This is a genomic window from Phaeobacter sp. (genome assembly GCF_022825805.1).
GTDB lineage: Bacteria > Pseudomonadota > Alphaproteobacteria > Rhodobacterales > Rhodobacteraceae > Phaeobacter.
Map to the genome: position 1 here is coordinate 1 of NZ_JAJDWC010000013.1, position 18,639 is coordinate 18,639.

Consider the following 18,639-nt stretch of genomic DNA (forward strand, 5'->3'; position numbering starts at 1 on the left):
AGCAATTCGCCGATGCGATCCTGAGATTCTTCCGCGAAACCATCCCCAAAGAGTGGAAAACATTCCGAGATCAGGTCTCAGACAACTTCAGGGTCATAACACACGAAAAATTTCGGGTTTTGGGGTGAGTGCGGTATAGCCGTTTCGTGACACCCAAACCAGCCCCTGACATCTTGCGCGAGGCTGCGGAACGCCGTAGTCGTCGCGGCAATCACAACCGGACCGGAGAGAAAACCCAATGGCTCGACCCAAAATCGCCCTGATTGGCGCAGGTCAGATTGGTGGCACGCTTGCCCACCTCGCAGCTCTGAAAGAACTCGGCGACGTCGTTCTGTTCGACATCGCCGAAGGCACCCCAGAAGGCAAGGCGCTTGATATCGCAGAGTCTGGCCCTTCCGAAGGGTTTGACGCCAGCCTCAAAGGCACCCAATCCTACGAAGATATCGCTGGCGCCGACGTTTGCATCGTGACCGCTGGCGTGCCACGCAAGCCGGGCATGTCCCGCGATGATCTGCTGGGCATCAATCTCAAAGTCATGAAATCCGTCGGCGAAGGCATCCGCGATCATGCGCCAGACGCCTTCGTGATCTGCATCACCAACCCTCTAGATGCGATGGTCTGGGCTCTGCGCGAGTTCTCGGGTCTGCCCCACGAGAAAGTCTGCGGCATGGCGGGTGTTCTCGACTCTGCACGCTTCCGTCACTTCCTGGCAGAAGAATTCAAGGTCTCCATGAAAGACGTCACTGCCTTCGTTCTGGGCGGCCACGGCGACACCATGGTGCCACTGACACGGTATTCCACCGTGGCCGGCATTCCGCTGCCCGATCTGGTTGAAATGGGCTGGACCAGCCAGGAAAAAATGGACGCGATCGTTCAGCGCACCCGCGATGGCGGCGCAGAAATCGTTGGCCTGCTGAAAACCGGTTCGGCTTTCTACGCGCCTGCGACATCTGCAATCGAAATGGCCGAGGCCTACCTGAAAGACCAGAAACGCGTCCTGCCCTGTGCGGCCTATGTTGACGGCGCGCTTGGCCTGTCCGGCATGTATGTGGGTGTGCCCACCGTGATTGGCGCGGGCGGCATCGAACGGGTTATCAACATCAAGATGACCGCAGACGAGCAGGCCATGTTCGACAACTCCGTCAACGCGGTGAAGGGCCTGGTTGAGGCCTGCAAAGGCATCGACAGCTCGCTGGCGTAAGACGCACACATCGCGATCACTACAAAGCCCGCCGGAACCGGCGGGCTTTTTTCATTGCCGCCGCCGCATTTTGGCACCCAACTGTCGGCAATAGCGCATCCCACGCATCAGATGGCAAAACATCCCCAGGATCGAATCAGGCGTTTTCATCATTTATAAATTTGTGATCACACGCTCAAAAACCGTGATCACAAATGCGCAAAATCCTCGCTATTTTTTTCGCTGCGGTAAGAAAACCCTTTAAACAATGCGCCTATAAGGGCTCATTAGATTGAACAATTGTAGCCAGACGGGACAGTTTCAGATGAACATCCACGAATATCAGGCCAAGGCCCTTCTTCGCAGCTACGGCGCGCCAGTCTCCGACGGGCGTGTGGTGCTCAAGGCGGAGGATGCCAAAACCGCGGCCGGAGAATTGGACGGCCCGCTCTGGGTTGTCAAAGCACAGATCCACGCAGGCGGACGCGGCAAAGGTTCCTTTCAAGAAGCAGATGCCGGCGAAAAAGGCGGCGTGCGTCTTACCAAATCCGTCGAAGAGGCCGCCGACGAAGCCAAGAAAATGCTGGGCCGCACATTGGTGACCCACCAGACCGGCCCCGCGGGCAAGCAGGTCAACCGCATCTACATCGAGGCTGGATCTGGCATCCAAACCGAACTCTACCTCGCCCTGCTGGTGGATCGTCAAACGTCCCGCATCTCTTTTGTCTGCTCCACCGAAGGCGGCATGGACATCGAAGAAGTCGCAGCCGCGACCCCGGAGAAGATCCTGTCTTTCTCGGTTGATCCGGCAACTGGTTATCAGGCATTCCACGGTCGGCGCATTGCCTTCTCGCTCGGGCTGGAGGGTGCACAGGTCAAGCAATGCGTCAAACTGATGGGCCAGCTCTATCAGGCCTTCGTCGACAAAGACATGGAAATGCTGGAAATCAATCCGCTGATCATTTCCGACGATGGCAATCTGAAAGTGCTCGACGCGAAGGTTGGTTTCGACGGTAACGCGGTTTATCGCCATCCAGACATCGCGGAACTGCGTGACACCACCGAAGAAGATCCCAAAGAGCTGGAAGCGTCGAAATACGACCTGAATTACATCGCACTGGACGGTGAAATCGGCTGCATGGTGAACGGCGCAGGTCTGGCGATGGCCACAATGGATATCATCAAGCTTTACGGTGCTGAGCCTGCGAACTTCCTCGACGTCGGTGGCGGCGCCACCAAAGAGAAAGTGACCGAGGCGTTCAAGATCATCACATCTGACCCCAACGTCAAAGGTATCCTCGTCAACATCTTCGGCGGCATCATGCGCTGTGACGTCATCGCCGAAGGCGTGGTCGCTGCGGTGAAAGAGGTCGGGTTGCAGGTACCGCTGGTTGTCCGTCTCGAAGGCACCAACGTGGAAGCCGGCAAAGAGATCATCAACACCTCCGGTTTGGATGTGATCGCTGCCGACAACCTGTCTGATGGCGCCGAGAAGATCGTGAAAGCTGTCAAAGGCTAATCCTTGGGGTGGGTGCCAACCCACCTTTCCCCAAAGCTAAGTATTCTAAGGAGAACGCCAAATGGCAGTCCTCATCGACGAAAACACCAAGGTCATCTGTCAGGGCTTCACCGGCTCGCAGGGCACATTCCATTCCGAACAGGCCATTGCTTATGGCACCAAAATGGTTGGTGGCGTCACGCCGGGCAAAGGGGGTCAGACCCACCTGAACCTGCCGGTCTTCAACTCTGTACACGAAGCCAAACATGTGACCGAAGCAAATGCGTCCGTGATCTATGTGCCGCCCCCGTTTGCGGCCGATTCCATCCTGGAGGCGATTGACGCCGAAATGGAACTGATCGTCTGCATCACCGAAGGTATTCCGGTTCTGGACATGATGCGCGTTCAGCGTGCCCTGCAGGATAGCACCTCGCGCCTGATCGGCCCGAACTGCCCTGGTGTTATCACCCCGGATGCCTGCAAAATCGGTATTATGCCCGGCCTCATCCACAAGCGTGGCTCTGTCGGCGTTGTGTCCCGCTCTGGCACCCTGACCTACGAGGCCGTGAAGCAGACCGCAGACATCGGTCTCGGCCAATCCACCGCCGTGGGCATCGGTGGCGACCCGATCAAGGGCACCGAGCATATCGACGTGTTGGACATGTTCCTGGATGATCCAGAAACCCAATCCATGATCATGATTGGTGAGATCGGCGGTTCCGCAGAAGAAGAAGCCGCAGAATTCCTCGCCGAGCAGAAGAAAAAAGGCCGCTGGAAGCCGGTAGCCGGTTTCATCGCGGGCCGCACAGCACCTCCGGGTCGCCGCATGGGTCACGCTGGCGCGATTGTTGCAGGTGGCAAGGGCGGTGCCGAAGACAAGATCGAAGCGATGAAATCCGCAGGCATCGTTGTGGCAGACAGCCCCGCAACATTGGGCGAAGCGGTTCTGAAAGCGATTGGCAAATAATGCCAATCGCCGCGCAACTCTTCGCGCGCACAATTATCCCCGGCGGACAGTTATCGTTCGCCGGGGCTTGGCCGTTGATCGGCAACTCTCGCTCGATCGCTCATCGGATCCTTTTGCAGATGGCACGGGTACTTTCGCTGGCAACAGCGCAGGCAGGTGCCATCCGCCGCAGGATTTATTTGGCGTTTTACTGTTCCGAAACGTCTTCTGATCAGGCTGCAACTGACTGACCGCAGGTCCCAACATATACGGTCCCAACCCGCACGAGGCACTCAAATGACCGAACAAAGCCCCAACGATCTCTTCCACGCCTCCTCCTTCATGCAGGGGCACAACGCAGAGTATCTTGAGCAGCTGTACGCACAATACGCCAATGACCCAAATGCCGTTGATGCTGCCTGGGCTGATTTCTTTCGCCAGATGGGCGATGCCGAACTGGACGTAAAAGCAGAAGCCGCAGGGCCGTCCTGGGCGCGCAATGATTGGCCGCCCGCGCCCAACGACGATCTGACAAGCGCGTTGACCGGTGAATGGCCCGCGCCTGCCGAAGCCAAAGGAGCAGGCAAGAAGATTAAAGACAAAGCTGCCAGCGCAGGCGTCGAAGTGACGGACGATCAGGTGCAGCGCGCCGTCCTGGATTCGATCCGCGCCCTGATGCTGATCCGCGCCTACCGGATCCGCGGTCATCTGGCTGCGAACCTGGATCCCCTCGGCATGCGCCAAGAAACGCCCCACCCGGAACTGGATCCGCGCAGCTACGGTTTTGCTGATGCGGACATGGATCGTCCGATCTTTATCGACAATGTCCTTGGCCTGCAGGTGGCCACGATGCGGCAGATCGTCGACATCGTGAAACGCACCTACTGCGGCACATTTGCGCTGCAATACATGCATATCTCGGACCCTGAGCAAGCCAGCTGGTTGAAAGAGCGGATCGAAGGTTACGACAAAGAAATCCGCTTCACCCGTGAAGGGCGCAAAGCGATCCTGAACAAAATGGTCGAGGCAGAAGGGTTCGAGAAATTCCTTCATGTCAAATACATGGGCACCAAGCGCTTTGGTCTGGACGGTGGCGAAAGCCTGATCCCCGCGATGGAGCAGATCATCAAACGCGGTGGTAACCTCGGCGTCCAGGAGATCGTCATCGGCATGCCGCACCGGGGCCGTTTGTCCGTGCTGGCAAACGTGATGCAAAAACCCTACCGCGCGATTTTCAACGAATTTCAGGGTGGCAGCTTCAAGCCCGAGGATGTCGACGGATCCGGCGATGTGAAATACCACCTCGGTGCGTCCTCCGACCGGGAGTTTGACGGCAATTCCGTCCACTTGTCGCTGACAGCCAATCCCTCCCACCTGGAGGCGGTGAACCCTGTTGTTCTGGGCAAGGTCCGGGCCAAACAGGATCAGCTGAATGATGATGAGCGATCAAAGGTTCTGCCAATCCTGCTGCACGGCGATGCTGCATTCGCAGGCCAGGGCGTTGTGGCAGAGTGTTTTGCACTGTCTGGTCTGCGCGGGCACAAGGCCGGCGGCACCATGCACATCGTTGTGAACAACCAGATCGGGTTCACCACGGCGCCGCACTTCTCCCGCTCCTCCCCATATCCAACCGACAATGCTTTGGTCGTTGAAGCACCGATTTTTCACGTCAACGGTGACGACCCCGAAGCGGTTGTCCACGCCGCCAAAGTGGCAACCGAATTCCGCCAGAAATTCCACAAGGATGTGGTGCTCGATATCTTCTGCTACCGCCGGTTTGGTCACAACGAAGGCGACGAGCCGATGTTCACCAACCCGTTGATGTACAAGAAGATCAAGGGCCACAAGACCACGCTCTCGCTGTACACGGAGCGTCTGGTGAAAGACGGGCTCATCCCGGAAGGCGAAATCGAAGACATGAAGGCAGCGTTCCAGGCGCGTCTGAATGCAGAATTCGAGGCCGGCAAGGACTTCAAACCCAACAAAGCTGATTGGTTGGACGGGCGCTGGTCCCATCTGGATAAGAAAGACACCGACTACCAACGCGGTCAGACATCAATCGAACCTGACACCTTTGCCGAAGTCGGCAAAGCGCTGTCGAGCGTGCCCGAAGGTTTTGCCACCCACAAGACCATCAGCCGTTTCCTAGATACCCGGGCCAAAATGATGTCCACTGGTGAAGGGATCGATTGGGCAACTGGCGAAGCGCTGGCCTTTGGCTCTCTCCTGACCGAAGGGTATCCTGTGCGCCTGGCGGGCCAGGATGCAACGCGCGGCACCTTCTCGCAGCGTCATTCCGGCGTGGTGAACCAGGACACGGAAGAGCGGTACTACCCGCTCAACAACATCCGCAAAGGCCAGGCCCAATACGAGGTCATCGATTCTGCACTTTCGGAATATGCAGTGCTGGGCTTTGAATATGGCTATTCGCTGGCAGAGCCGAACGCGCTGACCCTTTGGGAAGCCCAGTTCGGCGATTTCGCCAACGGCGCACAGATCATGTTCGACCAGTTCATTTCCTCTGGCGAAAGCAAATGGTTGCGCATGTCTGGCCTGGTCTGCCTGCTGCCGCATGGTTTTGAAGGACAGGGGCCAGAGCACTCCTCCGCTCGCCTCGAACGGTTCCTTCAGATGTGTGGGCAAGACAACTGGATCGTGGCCAATTGCACGACACCCGCGAACTACTTCCACATCCTGCGTCGACAGCTGCACCGCACTTTCCGCAAGCCGCTGATTCTGGTGACGCCAAAGTCTCTGCTGCGCCACAAACTCGCAGTTTCCAAGGCCTCTGAGTTCACCACAGGGTCATCCTTCCACCGCGTGCTGTGGGACGACGCACAGCACGGCAATTCGGACACAAAACTGATGGCCGATGACAAGATCAAACGCGTGGTGCTCTGTTCCGGCAAGGTCTACTACGACCTGCTGGAAGAACGCGACGCACGGGGCATCGATGACATCTATCTGATGCGGATCGAACAGTATTATCCGTTCCCCGCGATCTCCATGGTGAAGGAACTGGAACGCTTCAAAGGCGCTGAAATCGTCTGGTGCCAGGAAGAACCGAAAAACCAAGGCGCTTGGACGTTCATTGAACCCAACATCGAATGGGTGCTGACGCGTATCGGCGCCAAGCACAACCGTCCGACATATGTTGGTCGTGCCACATCGGCTTCGCCCGCAACGGGCCTGGCCAGCCAACACAAAGCCCAACAAGCTGCGCTCGTGAACGAAGCGCTGAGCATCGAAGGATAACACCCCATGACCACCGAAGTTCGTGTCCCCACTCTGGGCGAATCCGTGACCGAGGCAACTGTTGCGACCTGGTTCAAGAAACCAGGCGATGCGGTGGCCGCCGATGAAATGCTTTGCGAGCTGGAAACCGATAAGGTGACGGTCGAAGTTCCCGCACCCGCCGCTGGCACGCTTGGCGATATCATCGCAGCCGAGGGCGAGACTGTGGGAGTTGACGCCCTGCTCGCCACCATTTCGGAAGGTGGTGCCGCAACGGCAGCGCCAGCAGCCGCCGCTCCGGCAGCGGCGTCCCCGGCCGTTGAAGCCCCGGCGTCCTCTGGCTCCGCAACAGATGTCATGGTCCCGACGCTCGGAGAGTCGGTGACCGAAGCGACAGTATCCACCTGGTTCAAACAGGTCGGCGACACCGTGGCGCAGGATGAAATGCTCTGCGAGCTGGAAACCGACAAGGTCTCTGTCGAGGTTCCCGCCCCTGTTGCCGGTGTCCTGACTGAAATTTCAGCGGCCGAGGGCAGCACCGTCGAAGCCTCTGCGAAATTGGGTGTAATTTCTGGCGGTAGCGCAGCAACAGCCACTCCCGCGCCTGCCACTGCAGCCGCTGCAACCCCGTCGACTGGAGGCAAAGATATCGCAAACGCGCCCTCCGCGGAGAAAGCAATGGCAGAGGCCGGGCTGACCGCGGGCCAGGTCGAAGGGACCGGCCGTGATGGTCGTATCATGAAAGACGATGTGACCCGTGCCGTAGCTGCTGCAGCAGCGGCCCCAGCGGCCGCCACAGCACCAGCAGCCACCCCCGTGCGCGCGCCAGTGGCCGCAGACGATGCCGCCCGCGAAGAACGGGTGAAAATGACCCGTCTGCGCCAGACCATCGCCAAACGCCTTAAGGACAGCCAGAACACTGCCGCCATGTTGACCACCTACAATGAGGTGGACATGACCGAGGTGATGGCCCTGCGGAACGAGTACAAAGACTTGTTCCTGAAGAAACATGGCGTGAAACTGGGCTTCATGTCCTTCTTCACCAAGGCCTGCTGTCACGCGCTCAACGAGGTGCCCGAAGTCAACGCCGAGATCGACGGCACCGATATCGTCTACAAGAACTTCGTCCACATGGGCATCGCCGCAGGCACGCCCACCGGTCTCGTGGTTCCGGTCATTCGCGACGCTGATGCGATGTCCTTTGCCGACATCGAAAAAGCGATTGCCGAAAAAGGCGCCCGCGCCCGTGATGGCAAACTGTCGATGGCTGAAATGCAGGGCGGAACCTTCACCATCTCCAACGGTGGTGTCTACGGGTCCCTTATGTCCTCACCGATCCTGAACCCGCCACAATCAGGCATCCTCGGCATGCACAAAATCCAGGACCGTCCGATGGCGATCAACGGCAAGGTGGAGATCCGCCCGATGATGTATCTAGCGCTATCCTACGACCACCGGATCGTCGACGGCAAAGGCGCTGTGACCTTCCTCGTACGCGTCAAAGAAGCGCTGGAAGATCCCCGCCGTCTGCTGATGGATCTGTAAGAAAGCATGCGCGCGCTATTCCAGATTACGGAGGAGGGCCGGGCGGCGGATGGCCGCCGCCTCGCAGCGCGCGCAACTCTTGTTCAACTCGCCGTTGTCTGGGGGCTGTTCGCCGTTATTGGCACGCTGGAAGTTGCTGCTGGGAATGAGATTGCACCCTACTCGCAAGCGGTGGTAGCGATTTGCATATTCTATGTCTTTTTTCTCTATGCTCTTGCCCGCGACTGGGCGGTAGTGGGCATTCTCTACGGTGGATACCTTCTGCTAGGATTTTTTGTTGGCAGCAATCTCATCGGGTTGGGCGCGCTTTATACACTTGGCACCATTGTTTCCAGTATCCTGAACTTCGTGGCTCTGTCAGGCATCGTGATCTGGCTGCGAAACCGATCTGCAACCTCAACAAACATTGTGTAAGGTCTAAATGACCCCCGAACTCACCGCCCTCACCCTCGCCGCGCTCTTGCAGGTGTTCCAGATCGCTCTGATGGCGGTGCCTGCCAACCTGGAGCTGGGCCACGGCAAAACGCTCAGCCCGCGCGACCGGGATCGTCTGGGCGGTGATCTGCTCGATCAACTCTCCACCCGCACTGCGCGTCTGCACAGGGCAATGTCGAACCACTTCGAGGGACTGATCCTCTTCACCATTGCCTGCGTGGTCATCACGCTTGCAGACGCGTCTAGTCCACTCACTGTTGCCTGTTGCTGGTCCTATCTTGCTGGCCGGTTGCTCTATATTCCGGCCTATGCGTTTGGCTGGGTGCCTTGGCGCAGTTTCTTCTGGGCCGCGGGTTACCTGGCAACCACGATCATGCTGATTTCGGCGCTGACATGACCTGTCATCTTTCTCAAAATACTCCGGGGGAGGCCCACATGGGCCGGGGGCAGCGCCCCCTCTCTGTTCCTCTCTCCCGGCTCAACCCCAAAGGAGCACATCCAAATGGCATCCTATGACGTGATCATCATCGGCGCAGGCCCCGGCGGCTATGTCAGCGCCATCCGCTGCGCCCAGCTGGGCCTGAAAACCGCTATCGTCGAAGGGCGCGAAACCCTTGGCGGCACTTGCCTCAACGTGGGCTGCATCCCCTCCAAAGCGCTGTTGCACGCAACCCATGCGCTCCACGATGCAGAGCACAACTTCGCCAAGATGGGTCTGAAGGGCAAAGCCCCGTCCGTCGACTGGACGCAAATGAAAGCCTACAAAGACGACGTGATCGGCCAGAACACCGGCGGCGTTGAGTTCTTGATGAAAAAGAACAAGATCGACTGGCTTAAGGGCTGGGCCTCGATCCCAGCAGCAGGTCAGGTCAAGGTGGGTGATGACACCTACGAGACCAAGAATATCGTGATCGCCTCCGGTTCCGTTCCCTCCGCCCTTCCCGGTGTTGAGGTCGACAATGACAAAGGCATTGTTGTGGACAGCACCGGAGCCTTGGAACTGCCGAAGATCCCCAAGAAAATGGTGGTGATCGGTGCTGGCGTGATCGGGCTGGAGCTGGGCTCGGTCTACGCGCGGCTCGGATCCGATGTGACTGTTGTCGAATACATGGATGCCGTCTGCCCCGGCATGGACAAAGACGTGCAGCGCACATTCAAACGGATCCTGGAAAAACAGGGACTGAACTTCATCATGGGCGCCGCGGTTCAAGGGGTCGAAGCCACCAAGACCAAAGCCAAAGTGTCCTATGCGCTGAAGAAAAAACCGGATGACGCCGAAACTCTGGACGCGGACGTTGTTCTGGTTGCCACTGGCCGCAAGCCGTTTGCTGAAGGCCTCGGCCTCGACGCACTTGGCGTCAAGATGACAGAACGCGGCCAGATCGCGACAGACGGTCATTGGGCAACCAATGTGCCGGGTATCTATGCCATCGGTGATGTGATCGACGGTCCGATGCTGGCACATAAGGCAGAGGACGAAGGGATGGCGGTTGCTGACGTCATCGCCGGCAAGCACGGTCATGTGAACTATGGCGTGATCCCGGGTGTGGTCTACACCGTGCCCGAAGTCGCTAATGTCGGCGTCGGAGAAGACGCGCTGAAAGCCGAGGGCCGCAAGATCAAGGTTGGCAAGTTCAATTTCATGGGCAATGGCCGCGCCAAGGCCGTTCATCAGGGCGATGGTTTTGTTAAGTTGATCGCCGATGCAGAAACCGATCGCATCCTGGGGGCCTCCATCATCGGGCCCGCCGCCGGGGATTTGATCCACGAAATCTGCGTTGCGATGGAATTTGGCGCCTCCGCCGAAGATCTGGCGCTGACCTGTCATGCCCATCCGACCTATTCGGAGGCCGTCCGCGAAGCCGCGCTTGCCTGCGGCGATGGCGCCATTCACAGCTGATCGCCTAACAGCAAACCGGGTGCCTCGCGCCTTGATTTCCTGTTAGACCGCAAAAACACCCAAGCGGCCCCCATTGGTGGGCCGCTTTGTCATAAAGAGGACGCCAAACAATGACCGTCAGCCTGCAAGTGATCTATCCCGCATCCGAAGACGCGACATTTGACTTTGACTACTATGAAAAGACACATCTCCCCTTGCTGGAAGAACACTGGGGCGACCTGATGGAAACTGTCGAGGCTTCTCGCGGGCTTGCCAGCGGACCAGATGTGCCGCCCGCGTTTCTCCTGATTGCGACCATCACATTTGCCGACATGGACAAACTGGACACGGCCATGGGTGAAAAAGGTGGCCCAATCATCGATGATGTCAGCAATTTCACCAATATCAGACCACAAATCCTGATTGGTGATGTGTTGATGGGCTAAAAAGCGTCTGGGTCAAATCCACTCATATCGCTGGGTCTAACCAAGCCCAAACACGCGTGATCCGCTACCACATGGTTTTGGCAGCGCGGGGCGCCCATTCTTCGTCGTAGGTGCGCCCCCCTTCTTCACCTTCGGTCTGCTCCGCCAGCAAAGCGCCAACTGTGGGCAGTCCTTCGCTCTCGTCGCCCGCGGTCCAGATGCGCGCCCGCATGAAGGCGCGAGCGCATTGGCTGTAGATCTCGTTGATCTCGATTACAATCACCGTGCGTGGCCGCTTACCCGCCTTGTCAAACCGCTGCAGCAAATCTGGATCAGCGGTCACTTGGGCGGTGCCATTCACACGGACCACATTGTTTGATCCCGGCACCAAAAACATCAAGGATACCCGCCCATCGCGCACGATGTTGCGCAGACTATCGAGACGATTGTTGCCGCGCCAATCCGGCAGGGCAAGACGATCAGGATCCAACTCCAAGACCACAGGTCCATCGTCCCCGCGAGGGCTGTCATCGGTGCCTTCTGGTCCAACTGTCGTCAGCATGCAAAGCCGCGACGACATAATCCATTTCCGATAAAGCGGCGTCAGTTGATGGGCCACTTTGCGCAAAGATGGTGCCCCCGGCGTGCCGTAGAGCGCCTCCAACTCGTCAATTGTCTTCAGAAACTCCATCAAACACAAACCCCGCTTCCTGCATCAATTGGCTGGAGCGGGCTTCCACCTGCTGCTCCAAGGCCGTCATAAACTGATCACGATCCAATCCAGGTGCGAATGGCTCCATGAACTCGACCACAGCCACCCCTGGTTTGCGCATGATGCCGGTTCTGGGCCACAGCACCCCAACGTTGGTCGCAACCGGGACACAGGGCTGATTAAGCTGCTCATAAAGCACGGCGGTGCCGACCTTGTATTCCTTGCGAACGCCAGGAGCGACACGGGTGCCTTGGGAATAGATGATCAACTGCCCGGCGTCTTGGCGGCCTGCTTCGACCTCTTCAACCATCTTCTGGATGGCGGCACCGCGTTTGCCACGATCCACAGCGACACAATCCAACAGCCGTGCATATTGTCCAACCACAGGGGTGCGCAGGATCTCTTTTTTCATGATAAATTTCGCAGTCGGCAGCGCCGTGAAAATCATCATGATGTCGAGGAAGGACTGATGCTTGGCCGCAATCAGTACTTCGCCTTCAGGGATCGGTCCACGCACCTCGCAGCGGATCCCAACCAGCAAGCGCGCTGTCAAAAAGACATAGCGCGAGTAACTCTTGCAACAGGCCCGTGCGCCCCGCTTGCTGAAGATCGCCCAAGGCGCAAACACCAGGCCAAAAATCGGCATCATCAGATACATCTGAAAGACGAAAAAGGCCGATCGCAGCCATTGAAATGCAAATCTCACGCCAAATCTCCCAGACGTTTATTGGCGGCGCGGCTGGTGGCGACAAAAGCCACAAGCGCACCTAGAACCGGGATTGCCAAGGGGGCCAACCAACCCCAGCCTTGCAATCCCAATCCCGTAAGGAACCCGCCCTCGCGGGAGGCTTCGGGCATCAACCAGACCCCTATAATGCCAAACCCCATGCCGACCGTAGCGCCGACAAAAGCCCGCAGTGTAAATCGCCGCACAAAAGCCTGCGCAATATAGGTGTCCAGGGCTCCGACAAGGCGCAGCACTTCGATCACCTGTGCATTGGCCGCCAGTGCCGCATTGGCCGCAAGGGTGATCATCGCCGCGGTTGCGCCCCCAATCAGCAGGATCGACACCCAGGCAAGGCGCCGCAATGTCTGCGCCGCATCAACCAGCGGTTCGCGCCAGCGGGTGTGATCATCCAACACCGCGCCAGGCACTTCGGCCTGCAACCGCAAGCGGAGGCCTGTCTCGTCATAGCCTGGGGTGTCGGCAATCACTTCGATCAGCTGTGGAACAGGCAGGCTGTCCAACGGCAACTCACCGCCGAACCAGGGCGCCAACAAAGCGGCCTGCTCTTCACGGCTGAGCGCTCGTGCCGAGGCCACGCCAGGGGTTTGCTGCAAAATCGCCAAGGCTGCGTCGGTCTGCGCTTGCCTCTGCTCCAGAGGTGCTGAAATCCGCAGGGTGGCGGCCCGCGCCAGCTCTTCGGCCCAACGATCCGCCAACCGCCCCGACGCCATCGACAATGCCAACGCAAAAACGGCCAGAAACGCCATCGCCCCTGACACAAACAGCGTCAGCTGCGCTGTAAAGCCACTCGGCGGCACGACACGGTCGGCTTGTGCATCCCCAACAATCAGGCTGCGCAGGTGTAAGAGGCTCATAGATCTGCTCCCGCCTGCTGCAATTGCCGGTTGGAAATCCGCAACACCCGGGCCTGCACCTGTTTCTTGGCCGCTCTGATCAGCGACAGATCATGAGTCGCAACCAGAATGGTTTTGCCCATGTGGTTGAGCTCAACAAGCAGCTGCAGCAGCCGTTGCGACATTTCCCAGTCCACATTGCCCGTCGGCTCATCCGCGATGATCACATCCGGGGACAAGATCACCGAGCGCGCAAGCGCGGCTCTTTGGCGTTCACCTCCGGACAGTTCGGGGGGCGTCGCATGCGCACGGTCAGACAGGCCAACCCAGCTCAACAGCTCTTGCAGGTTGGCCTCTTCCTGGCCGATATCGCGGCCTGAAACCGTCAGTGGTAGTGCGATATTCTCCAGAATGGATAGGTGATCGAGAAACCGGCAGTCCTGATGAACGACCCCGACACGACGGCGCAGATAAGCCATCTGGTCACGGTCTAACCCTTTGACGTCCATATTAAATGCGCGCACGCGGCCCATCGTTGGCGTCAACGCACCATAGCAGAGTTTCAGCAGGGTGGTCTTACCCGCACCTGATGGGCCGGTAAGAAAATGGAACGACCCCGGCGCCAGCTGCACCGACACATCCGTCAGCAGCTCTCCACCACCGTAGTTGTAACCTACATTTTCTAGCTCGATCACGGCGGCCCCCTTTTGGTCTTGGCTGTTTTGCCTCAGCACGCAGACAGTTTCAATGGCCACGGGGCCACTGCGAGATCAGCGGCGGCGGACAACAAACCGTAAAGATACAATTGGCCCTTTCTTGATCAGCCGGAACTGCCTATGATCATTGGACAATCACCCGCCGCCAGCCGCCCGGTCCCCCCGGAGCAATCAGGTCCCAAGGAGTGACCCATGCGACTGACATGTCCGAATTGTGCTGCCCAATATGAGGTGCCGGATGATGTAATCCCGGAAGAAGGGCGCGATGTGCAATGTTCGAACTGCGGCCAAACCTGGTTTCAGGCCGCGGCACCTCTGCCCATGGACGCGGTTGATGTCGCAGCGGCCGCGGCGCCCGCAACACCCACGGAACAAGCAGCGGAGCCGGAGCAACCGACAGAACCAGCTGAACCTACAGATGTAGTCGCAGATCAGCCTGTCGAGCCAACTGACACGGCAGATATCGCAGAGGCCGACCTACCGCCAGCTGCAGACGCGGTGGACACCGAAGAGCGTGAGGCAACGCCAGCCTTTGCCGATAACGCAGATCCCAAACCGGAGCCCGCCGAACAACCGACACCTGTCCAACGGGGATTAGACCCTGCGATCAGCGACATCCTGCGGGAAGAAGCCGAGCGAGAGGCGCAATTGCGCAAATCTGAGGCCGCAAATCTACACACGCAAACAGACTTTGGGCTGGAATCCCTGCCGGAAGAAGCCTCCGCAAGGCGCGCCCGAGAAGCACGGCTTCATACCGCAAGATTGCGCGGCGAAGACCCGCAGCAAGTGTCGACAGAGGAAACAGATTCGCGCCGCGGATTGTTGCCCAACATTGATGAAATCAACTCGACACTGCGGTCCGACGAACCGGACGTTGAGGTGCCAAATCACTTCGAAGATCAGCCCGTGCCACGAAAGAAGAGCGGCTTTATCCGTGGCTTTGCCATCACCATAATCGTCGCGCTGGGATTGGCGATGGCCTATGACAATGCGCCATTGATTGCGCAAAAAGTGCCGCAGGCAGATCCCTATCTCAGCACCTATGTCGCGAAGGTGGATGCCGCACGGATCTGGCTCGACACTCAGGTCAGGGCGTTAGCTGTTCAGCAATGAGCCTGAGCGTCACTGGAAGGTACGGCTGCACGATATCGGTTTAGATTGGCGCGGCGCACCTCTGGAGACACACTTCTGGAGACACACTGGAGAGCCAAAGGGATCAGAAACGGTCCAGGAGCCGCTCCAGATAGCTGCGTTCCGTATCACTGCGGTCGCGTTCTCCGGCACGGCGGCGGATTTCTTCCAACAGGTCCCAGGCACGGCGATAGGCCTGCCCTTCGCTGAACGCCCCATCGGACACGCCGCCATCCCCCTGCTCTCCGTTGCGCCGACCAAGCGGGTCACGCTGATTGCCTTGGGCAGACCGGCTGGCGCGCCCCTCGCCCTGCTGTTGGCCGGGTTGTTGTTGCTGCGCCATCGCTTCGCCCAGGGCGCGCATACCTTCGCGCAGTGACTCCATCGCCTCGGATTGCTGGTCGATTGCCCCGGCCAGATCCCCCTGACGCAGCGCATCTTCGGCCCCCTCCATGGCGCGGCCCGCCTGATCGAGCGCATCGCGCGCCGCCTCTCCCGACCCACCCCCCAGCGGCGGCAGTCCCTGCTGTTGGCGACGCAGCTGGTTTCTCAGGTTTTCTTGACGATCGGCCAGAGATCCTATTCCACCGCCGGGTTGCTGATCCCCGGGCTGACCCTCTGAGCCGCCACGTGGGGTTCCGCCGCTTTCACCCGGCGCAGACTGGCCGGATTGACCGCCATCACCGGGTTGGCTGGGCCCCTCTGAAGCGCCTTGGCCCGGGCGGTCACCTTGACCACCCTGGTTGCCCTGCCCGCCTTCGTGGGCCTGACCACGGCCTTGGCCACCATTGCGGCCTTCATTGCTGCTGCTTTCGCCGCGGTTTGCGTTTGGATTGAACTGTTCCTGCAGATCACGGAACGCCTGATCGGACAGTCCCTGCTGTTCGCGCAACGTGTCTGCCAGTTCTTCAAGGCTCTGCTGACCGTTTTCGCCACCTTCGCCGGACTGACCCTCGGTCACCTGCATGTTTTCCATCATCTGCTGGAACTCTCGCAGGGCTTGCTCCGCTTCTGCCATGCGGCCCTGTTCCATAAGCTCCTGGATGCGGTCCATCATCGACTGCAGATCCTGCTGCGACAGCGTCATACTGTCTGTCTCGCCAGTCTGCCCCTGCGGCTGATCCGAGGTCTGGCCATCGCGCTGCGCCTGTCTTTGCAATTGGCGCAGGTAGTCCTGGGTTGCGTCTCGCAGTTGCTGCATCAGCCGGGCAATATCCTCCTCGCTGGCGCCGTCACGCATGGCTTGGCTCAGCTGTTCCTGCGCCCGCTGCAAACGCGCCAGCGCATCGCCGACATCGCCTTCCTCCAGGTGGATGGCCAGCTCCCACAGGGCCTCGGCGAACTCCTCCTGCAGCGCTGCATCAAGGCTATCGTTTGCGATTGATCGCTCCAACCGGCGCAACACTGTACGCAGCCTCAAATAATCACCACGGTCGCGAAACACCTCCGCCGGATATGTCGAAAGTGTTCGCAAAATCTGTGCGACGCGGGGCGCATTGGCCCGCGCCCAGAGCAAATCGCGCCGCTGTTCAATGACCGCAGCGGCCAGCGGCTCAAAGAAACGCCGGGTCACCAATGTGGTTTCCAGAGGGTCAGAAACGGCAGCTTGCCCAGCAGCATCTTCAACTGTAACCTGCAACACCACGGGAAGATGGGCCCAAGGGTGCTTGGCAAAGGCCTCGATCACCTGCTCTTCGAAATCATTTCGATCCCCGGTCAGCGGCAAGGGAAGATCCATTTCAATTGGCGCGCGCGGATCGGGATCAACCGCCAACCCATGACGCCGGATCAACGCCGCATCATCCAGTCGGATCGCCACAGACCCCGCGACAATGGCGTAGTCATCCTGTGCCGCGTAGAAGAACGCCGTCGTATCGTCAGGCTGCAATGTTGGATCGCTTGTGATGCGCACGCTGGGCGCGGCATCGTCGATCACAGTAACATCCCATGCCCGGCCACCTGGGCCATCAATTGACAATGTGCCCGCTTGGCTGACCTCTAACGTCTGTTCTGGATCCGCAGCAGATGGCACATCAGCGGTCCGGCCAGAAACCGTCTCATTCAGCGTCAGATCGCCGATTTCCCCGTAGAACCTGAGTGTTATCTGGCTGCCAACTGGGACCGATAGTTCCGCCCCGGCCTGATCATTCAGATAGAGAACGGGCAATCCGGTGTACTGCGGCGGCTCCAACCAACCCTCCCACGAGGGTCCCGTCGCAGCGATCGCAGCACCCGGCGCAATCTCAGGCAGGGTACTGAGCCGCCAAATCGAACCAAACGACAGCCCTGCCGCCAACAGCAGCAACGCCATATAGCGCAGCCCAAAGCGATCCAGCCTGCGTAGCGCCAAATCGGGAGCGGGCGCACTTGCACGTTCTGCGCGAGCCTGCATGCGACGTTGATGCAATTGCCAAAGCGCCTGGGAGTCGGGGTTGTCGGCACCGATGCTTTGCTGATCCAGGACCGTCGCAATTGGATTGCCGGACAAGGTGGAATCCAGTCGAACGATCGCATCTGTCGCAGACGGCACCGTAAAGACACGGATGCCACGGACCGCAGTTGCAGCGCCGAGCAAGATCGACAGCACAACACCGGTCCAGACCAGTTCGACAACCAGCAATTCGTGCAGCCCAAGCATCAAAGCCGCCAAGGCTAGCATAATGACCGATCCAAGAGGCCAAAACGCCCGGACCACCTGCTCCGAGAGCAGACCGAGCCAGGTCAACCGCAGCTGCGAGCGCAGTTTTTCAAGGCGGGGATCGGAAAACCGCACAGCTTTTAAGCCAGCGTTTGCAGGCGCATTGCGCGCGGATTGCGCCCGCTCATCATCGCCGCCTGTGCTGGCGGATTGAAAACCCGTGTTGCGATAACGCTCTGCGTCATTGGCCATTGCAGCAGTGCCTCCAGTCGGCCCTGCCCCACACCAACGCTGCAGATGTATTCAGAGCCACTCTGGAATTGTATCGCGGTTTATCATTTCGTCAAAGTCCGGGCGTCGGCGGATAACTGCGAATTGATCGCCACGCACCAGCACCTCTGGGATCAGAGGACGCGAATTATATTCGCTCGCCATCACCGCGCCATAGGCGCCAGCGCTACGAAATGCCACCAGATCATCTGCGGCAAGCGGCGGCATCGGGCGTTCCTTGGCGAAGGTGTCTCCCGTCTCACAAACCGGGCCGACGATATCATAGGGGCGCGGCTCCACACCAGGTTCCGGCTCCACTACAGGCACGATGTCATGATGGGCTTCATACATGGCCGGGCGGATCAGGTCATTCATCGCGCCATCTAGAATGAGGAAATCGCGCCCCTCTCCTTCTTTGACGTAGATGACCTTTGACACCATCAGACCTG

Annotated in this window: 15 protein-coding genes and 2 pseudogenes; 11 read left to right on the plus strand and 6 right to left on the minus strand. The window is 59.0% G+C overall.

What is annotated here, in order from left to right; genetic code table 11:
• From Q0C28_RS17715 to Q0C28_RS00915, 10 genes and pseudogenes are all read left to right on the plus strand, one after another.
• Window positions 1–128, plus strand: a pseudogene (locus tag Q0C28_RS17715) (IS630 family transposase); the annotation flags it as partial.
• A 110-nt stretch (window positions 129–238) separates the two neighbouring features.
• Window positions 239–1,201 carry a malate dehydrogenase gene (gene mdh, locus Q0C28_RS00875; RefSeq protein WP_293572760.1) on the plus strand — a complete coding sequence of 321 codons (963 nt, stop codon included), beginning with the start codon at window positions 239–241 and terminating at the stop codon, window positions 1,199–1,201.
• Window positions 1,202–1,505: 304 nt separating this feature from the next.
• Window positions 1,506–2,699 (plus strand): ADP-forming succinate--CoA ligase subunit beta, encoded by a 1,194-nt coding sequence (sucC, locus tag Q0C28_RS00880; RefSeq protein WP_293572761.1) that lies wholly within the window; start codon window positions 1,506–1,508, stop codon window positions 2,697–2,699.
• A gap of 61 nt (window positions 2,700–2,760) precedes the next feature.
• Complete coding sequence (sucD, locus tag Q0C28_RS00885; protein ID WP_293572762.1) at window positions 2,761–3,645, plus strand: succinate--CoA ligase subunit alpha; 885 nt, start codon at window positions 2,761–2,763, stop codon at window positions 3,643–3,645.
• Window positions 3,646–3,921: 276 nt separating this feature from the next.
• Window positions 3,922–6,879 (plus strand): 2-oxoglutarate dehydrogenase E1 component, encoded by a 2,958-nt coding sequence (locus Q0C28_RS00890; protein WP_293572763.1) that lies wholly within the window; start codon window positions 3,922–3,924, stop codon window positions 6,877–6,879.
• 6 nt (window positions 6,880–6,885) lie between these two features.
• Window positions 6,886–8,403 carry a 2-oxoglutarate dehydrogenase complex dihydrolipoyllysine-residue succinyltransferase gene (odhB, locus tag Q0C28_RS00895; RefSeq protein WP_293572764.1) on the plus strand — a complete coding sequence of 506 codons (1,518 nt, stop codon included), beginning with the start codon at window positions 6,886–6,888 and terminating at the stop codon, window positions 8,401–8,403.
• 6 nt (window positions 8,404–8,409) lie between these two features.
• Window positions 8,410–8,817 carry a hypothetical protein gene (locus Q0C28_RS00900; protein WP_293572765.1) on the plus strand — a complete coding sequence of 136 codons (408 nt, stop codon included), beginning with the start codon at window positions 8,410–8,412 and terminating at the stop codon, window positions 8,815–8,817.
• A 7-nt stretch (window positions 8,818–8,824) separates the two neighbouring features.
• Complete coding sequence (locus Q0C28_RS00905) at window positions 8,825–9,235, plus strand: MAPEG family protein (protein WP_293572766.1); 411 nt, start codon at window positions 8,825–8,827, stop codon at window positions 9,233–9,235.
• Window positions 9,236–9,340: 105 nt separating this feature from the next.
• On the plus strand, window positions 9,341–10,738 hold the full coding sequence (gene lpdA / locus Q0C28_RS00910) for a dihydrolipoyl dehydrogenase (RefSeq protein WP_293572767.1): 1,398 nt from the start codon (window positions 9,341–9,343) through the stop codon (window positions 10,736–10,738).
• Window positions 10,739–10,848: 110 nt separating this feature from the next.
• Window positions 10,849–11,163: an EthD family reductase gene (locus tag Q0C28_RS00915; protein WP_293572768.1), complete on the plus strand. Its 315-nt coding sequence runs from the start codon at window positions 10,849–10,851 to the stop codon at window positions 11,161–11,163.
• Window positions 11,164–11,227: 64 nt separating this feature from the next.
• Here Q0C28_RS00915 and Q0C28_RS00920 read toward each other — a convergent pair whose 3' ends face one another.
• From Q0C28_RS00920 to Q0C28_RS00935, 4 genes are read right to left on the minus strand one after another with little or no spacing between them, the layout of a single operon-like run.
• A complete protein-coding gene (locus Q0C28_RS00920; protein WP_293572769.1) occupies window positions 11,228–11,833 on the minus strand; it encodes a pyridoxamine 5'-phosphate oxidase family protein in 606 nt (201 codons plus the stop codon).
• Window positions 11,811–12,560 (minus strand): 1-acyl-sn-glycerol-3-phosphate acyltransferase, encoded by a 750-nt coding sequence (locus Q0C28_RS00925; RefSeq protein ID WP_293572770.1) that lies wholly within the window; start codon window positions 12,558–12,560, stop codon window positions 11,811–11,813. The genes Q0C28_RS00920 and Q0C28_RS00925 overlap by 23 nt, the downstream gene beginning before the upstream one ends.
• Window positions 12,557–13,456 (minus strand): cell division protein FtsX, encoded by a 900-nt coding sequence (locus Q0C28_RS00930; RefSeq protein WP_293572771.1) that lies wholly within the window; start codon window positions 13,454–13,456, stop codon window positions 12,557–12,559. Before Q0C28_RS00930 ends, Q0C28_RS00925 begins: the two co-directional genes overlap by 4 nt.
• Window positions 13,453–14,130, minus strand: coding sequence for an ATP-binding cassette domain-containing protein (locus tag Q0C28_RS00935; protein ID WP_293572772.1), 678 nt, complete (start codon window positions 14,128–14,130; stop codon window positions 13,453–13,455). The genes Q0C28_RS00930 and Q0C28_RS00935 overlap by 4 nt, the downstream gene beginning before the upstream one ends.
• Window positions 14,131–14,343: 213 nt before the next feature.
• Here Q0C28_RS00935 and Q0C28_RS00940 point away from each other — a divergent pair, with 213 nt between their 5' ends.
• Window positions 14,344–15,264, plus strand: a complete 921-nt coding sequence (locus tag Q0C28_RS00940) for a zinc-ribbon domain-containing protein (protein WP_293572773.1) — start codon at window positions 14,344–14,346, stop codon at window positions 15,262–15,264.
• Between the two features lie 103 nt (window positions 15,265–15,367).
• On the opposite strand, the gene Q0C28_RS00945 is transcribed toward Q0C28_RS00940, so the two are convergent.
• Both Q0C28_RS00945 and Q0C28_RS00950 read right to left on the minus strand, forming a co-directional pair.
• Window positions 15,368–18,172, minus strand: a complete 2,805-nt coding sequence (locus tag Q0C28_RS00945) for a DUF4175 domain-containing protein (RefSeq protein WP_293572774.1) — start codon at window positions 18,170–18,172, stop codon at window positions 15,368–15,370.
• A gap of 51 nt (window positions 18,173–18,223) precedes the next feature.
• Window positions 18,224–18,639: pseudogene (locus tag Q0C28_RS00950) on the minus strand (diaminopimelate decarboxylase); the annotation flags it as partial.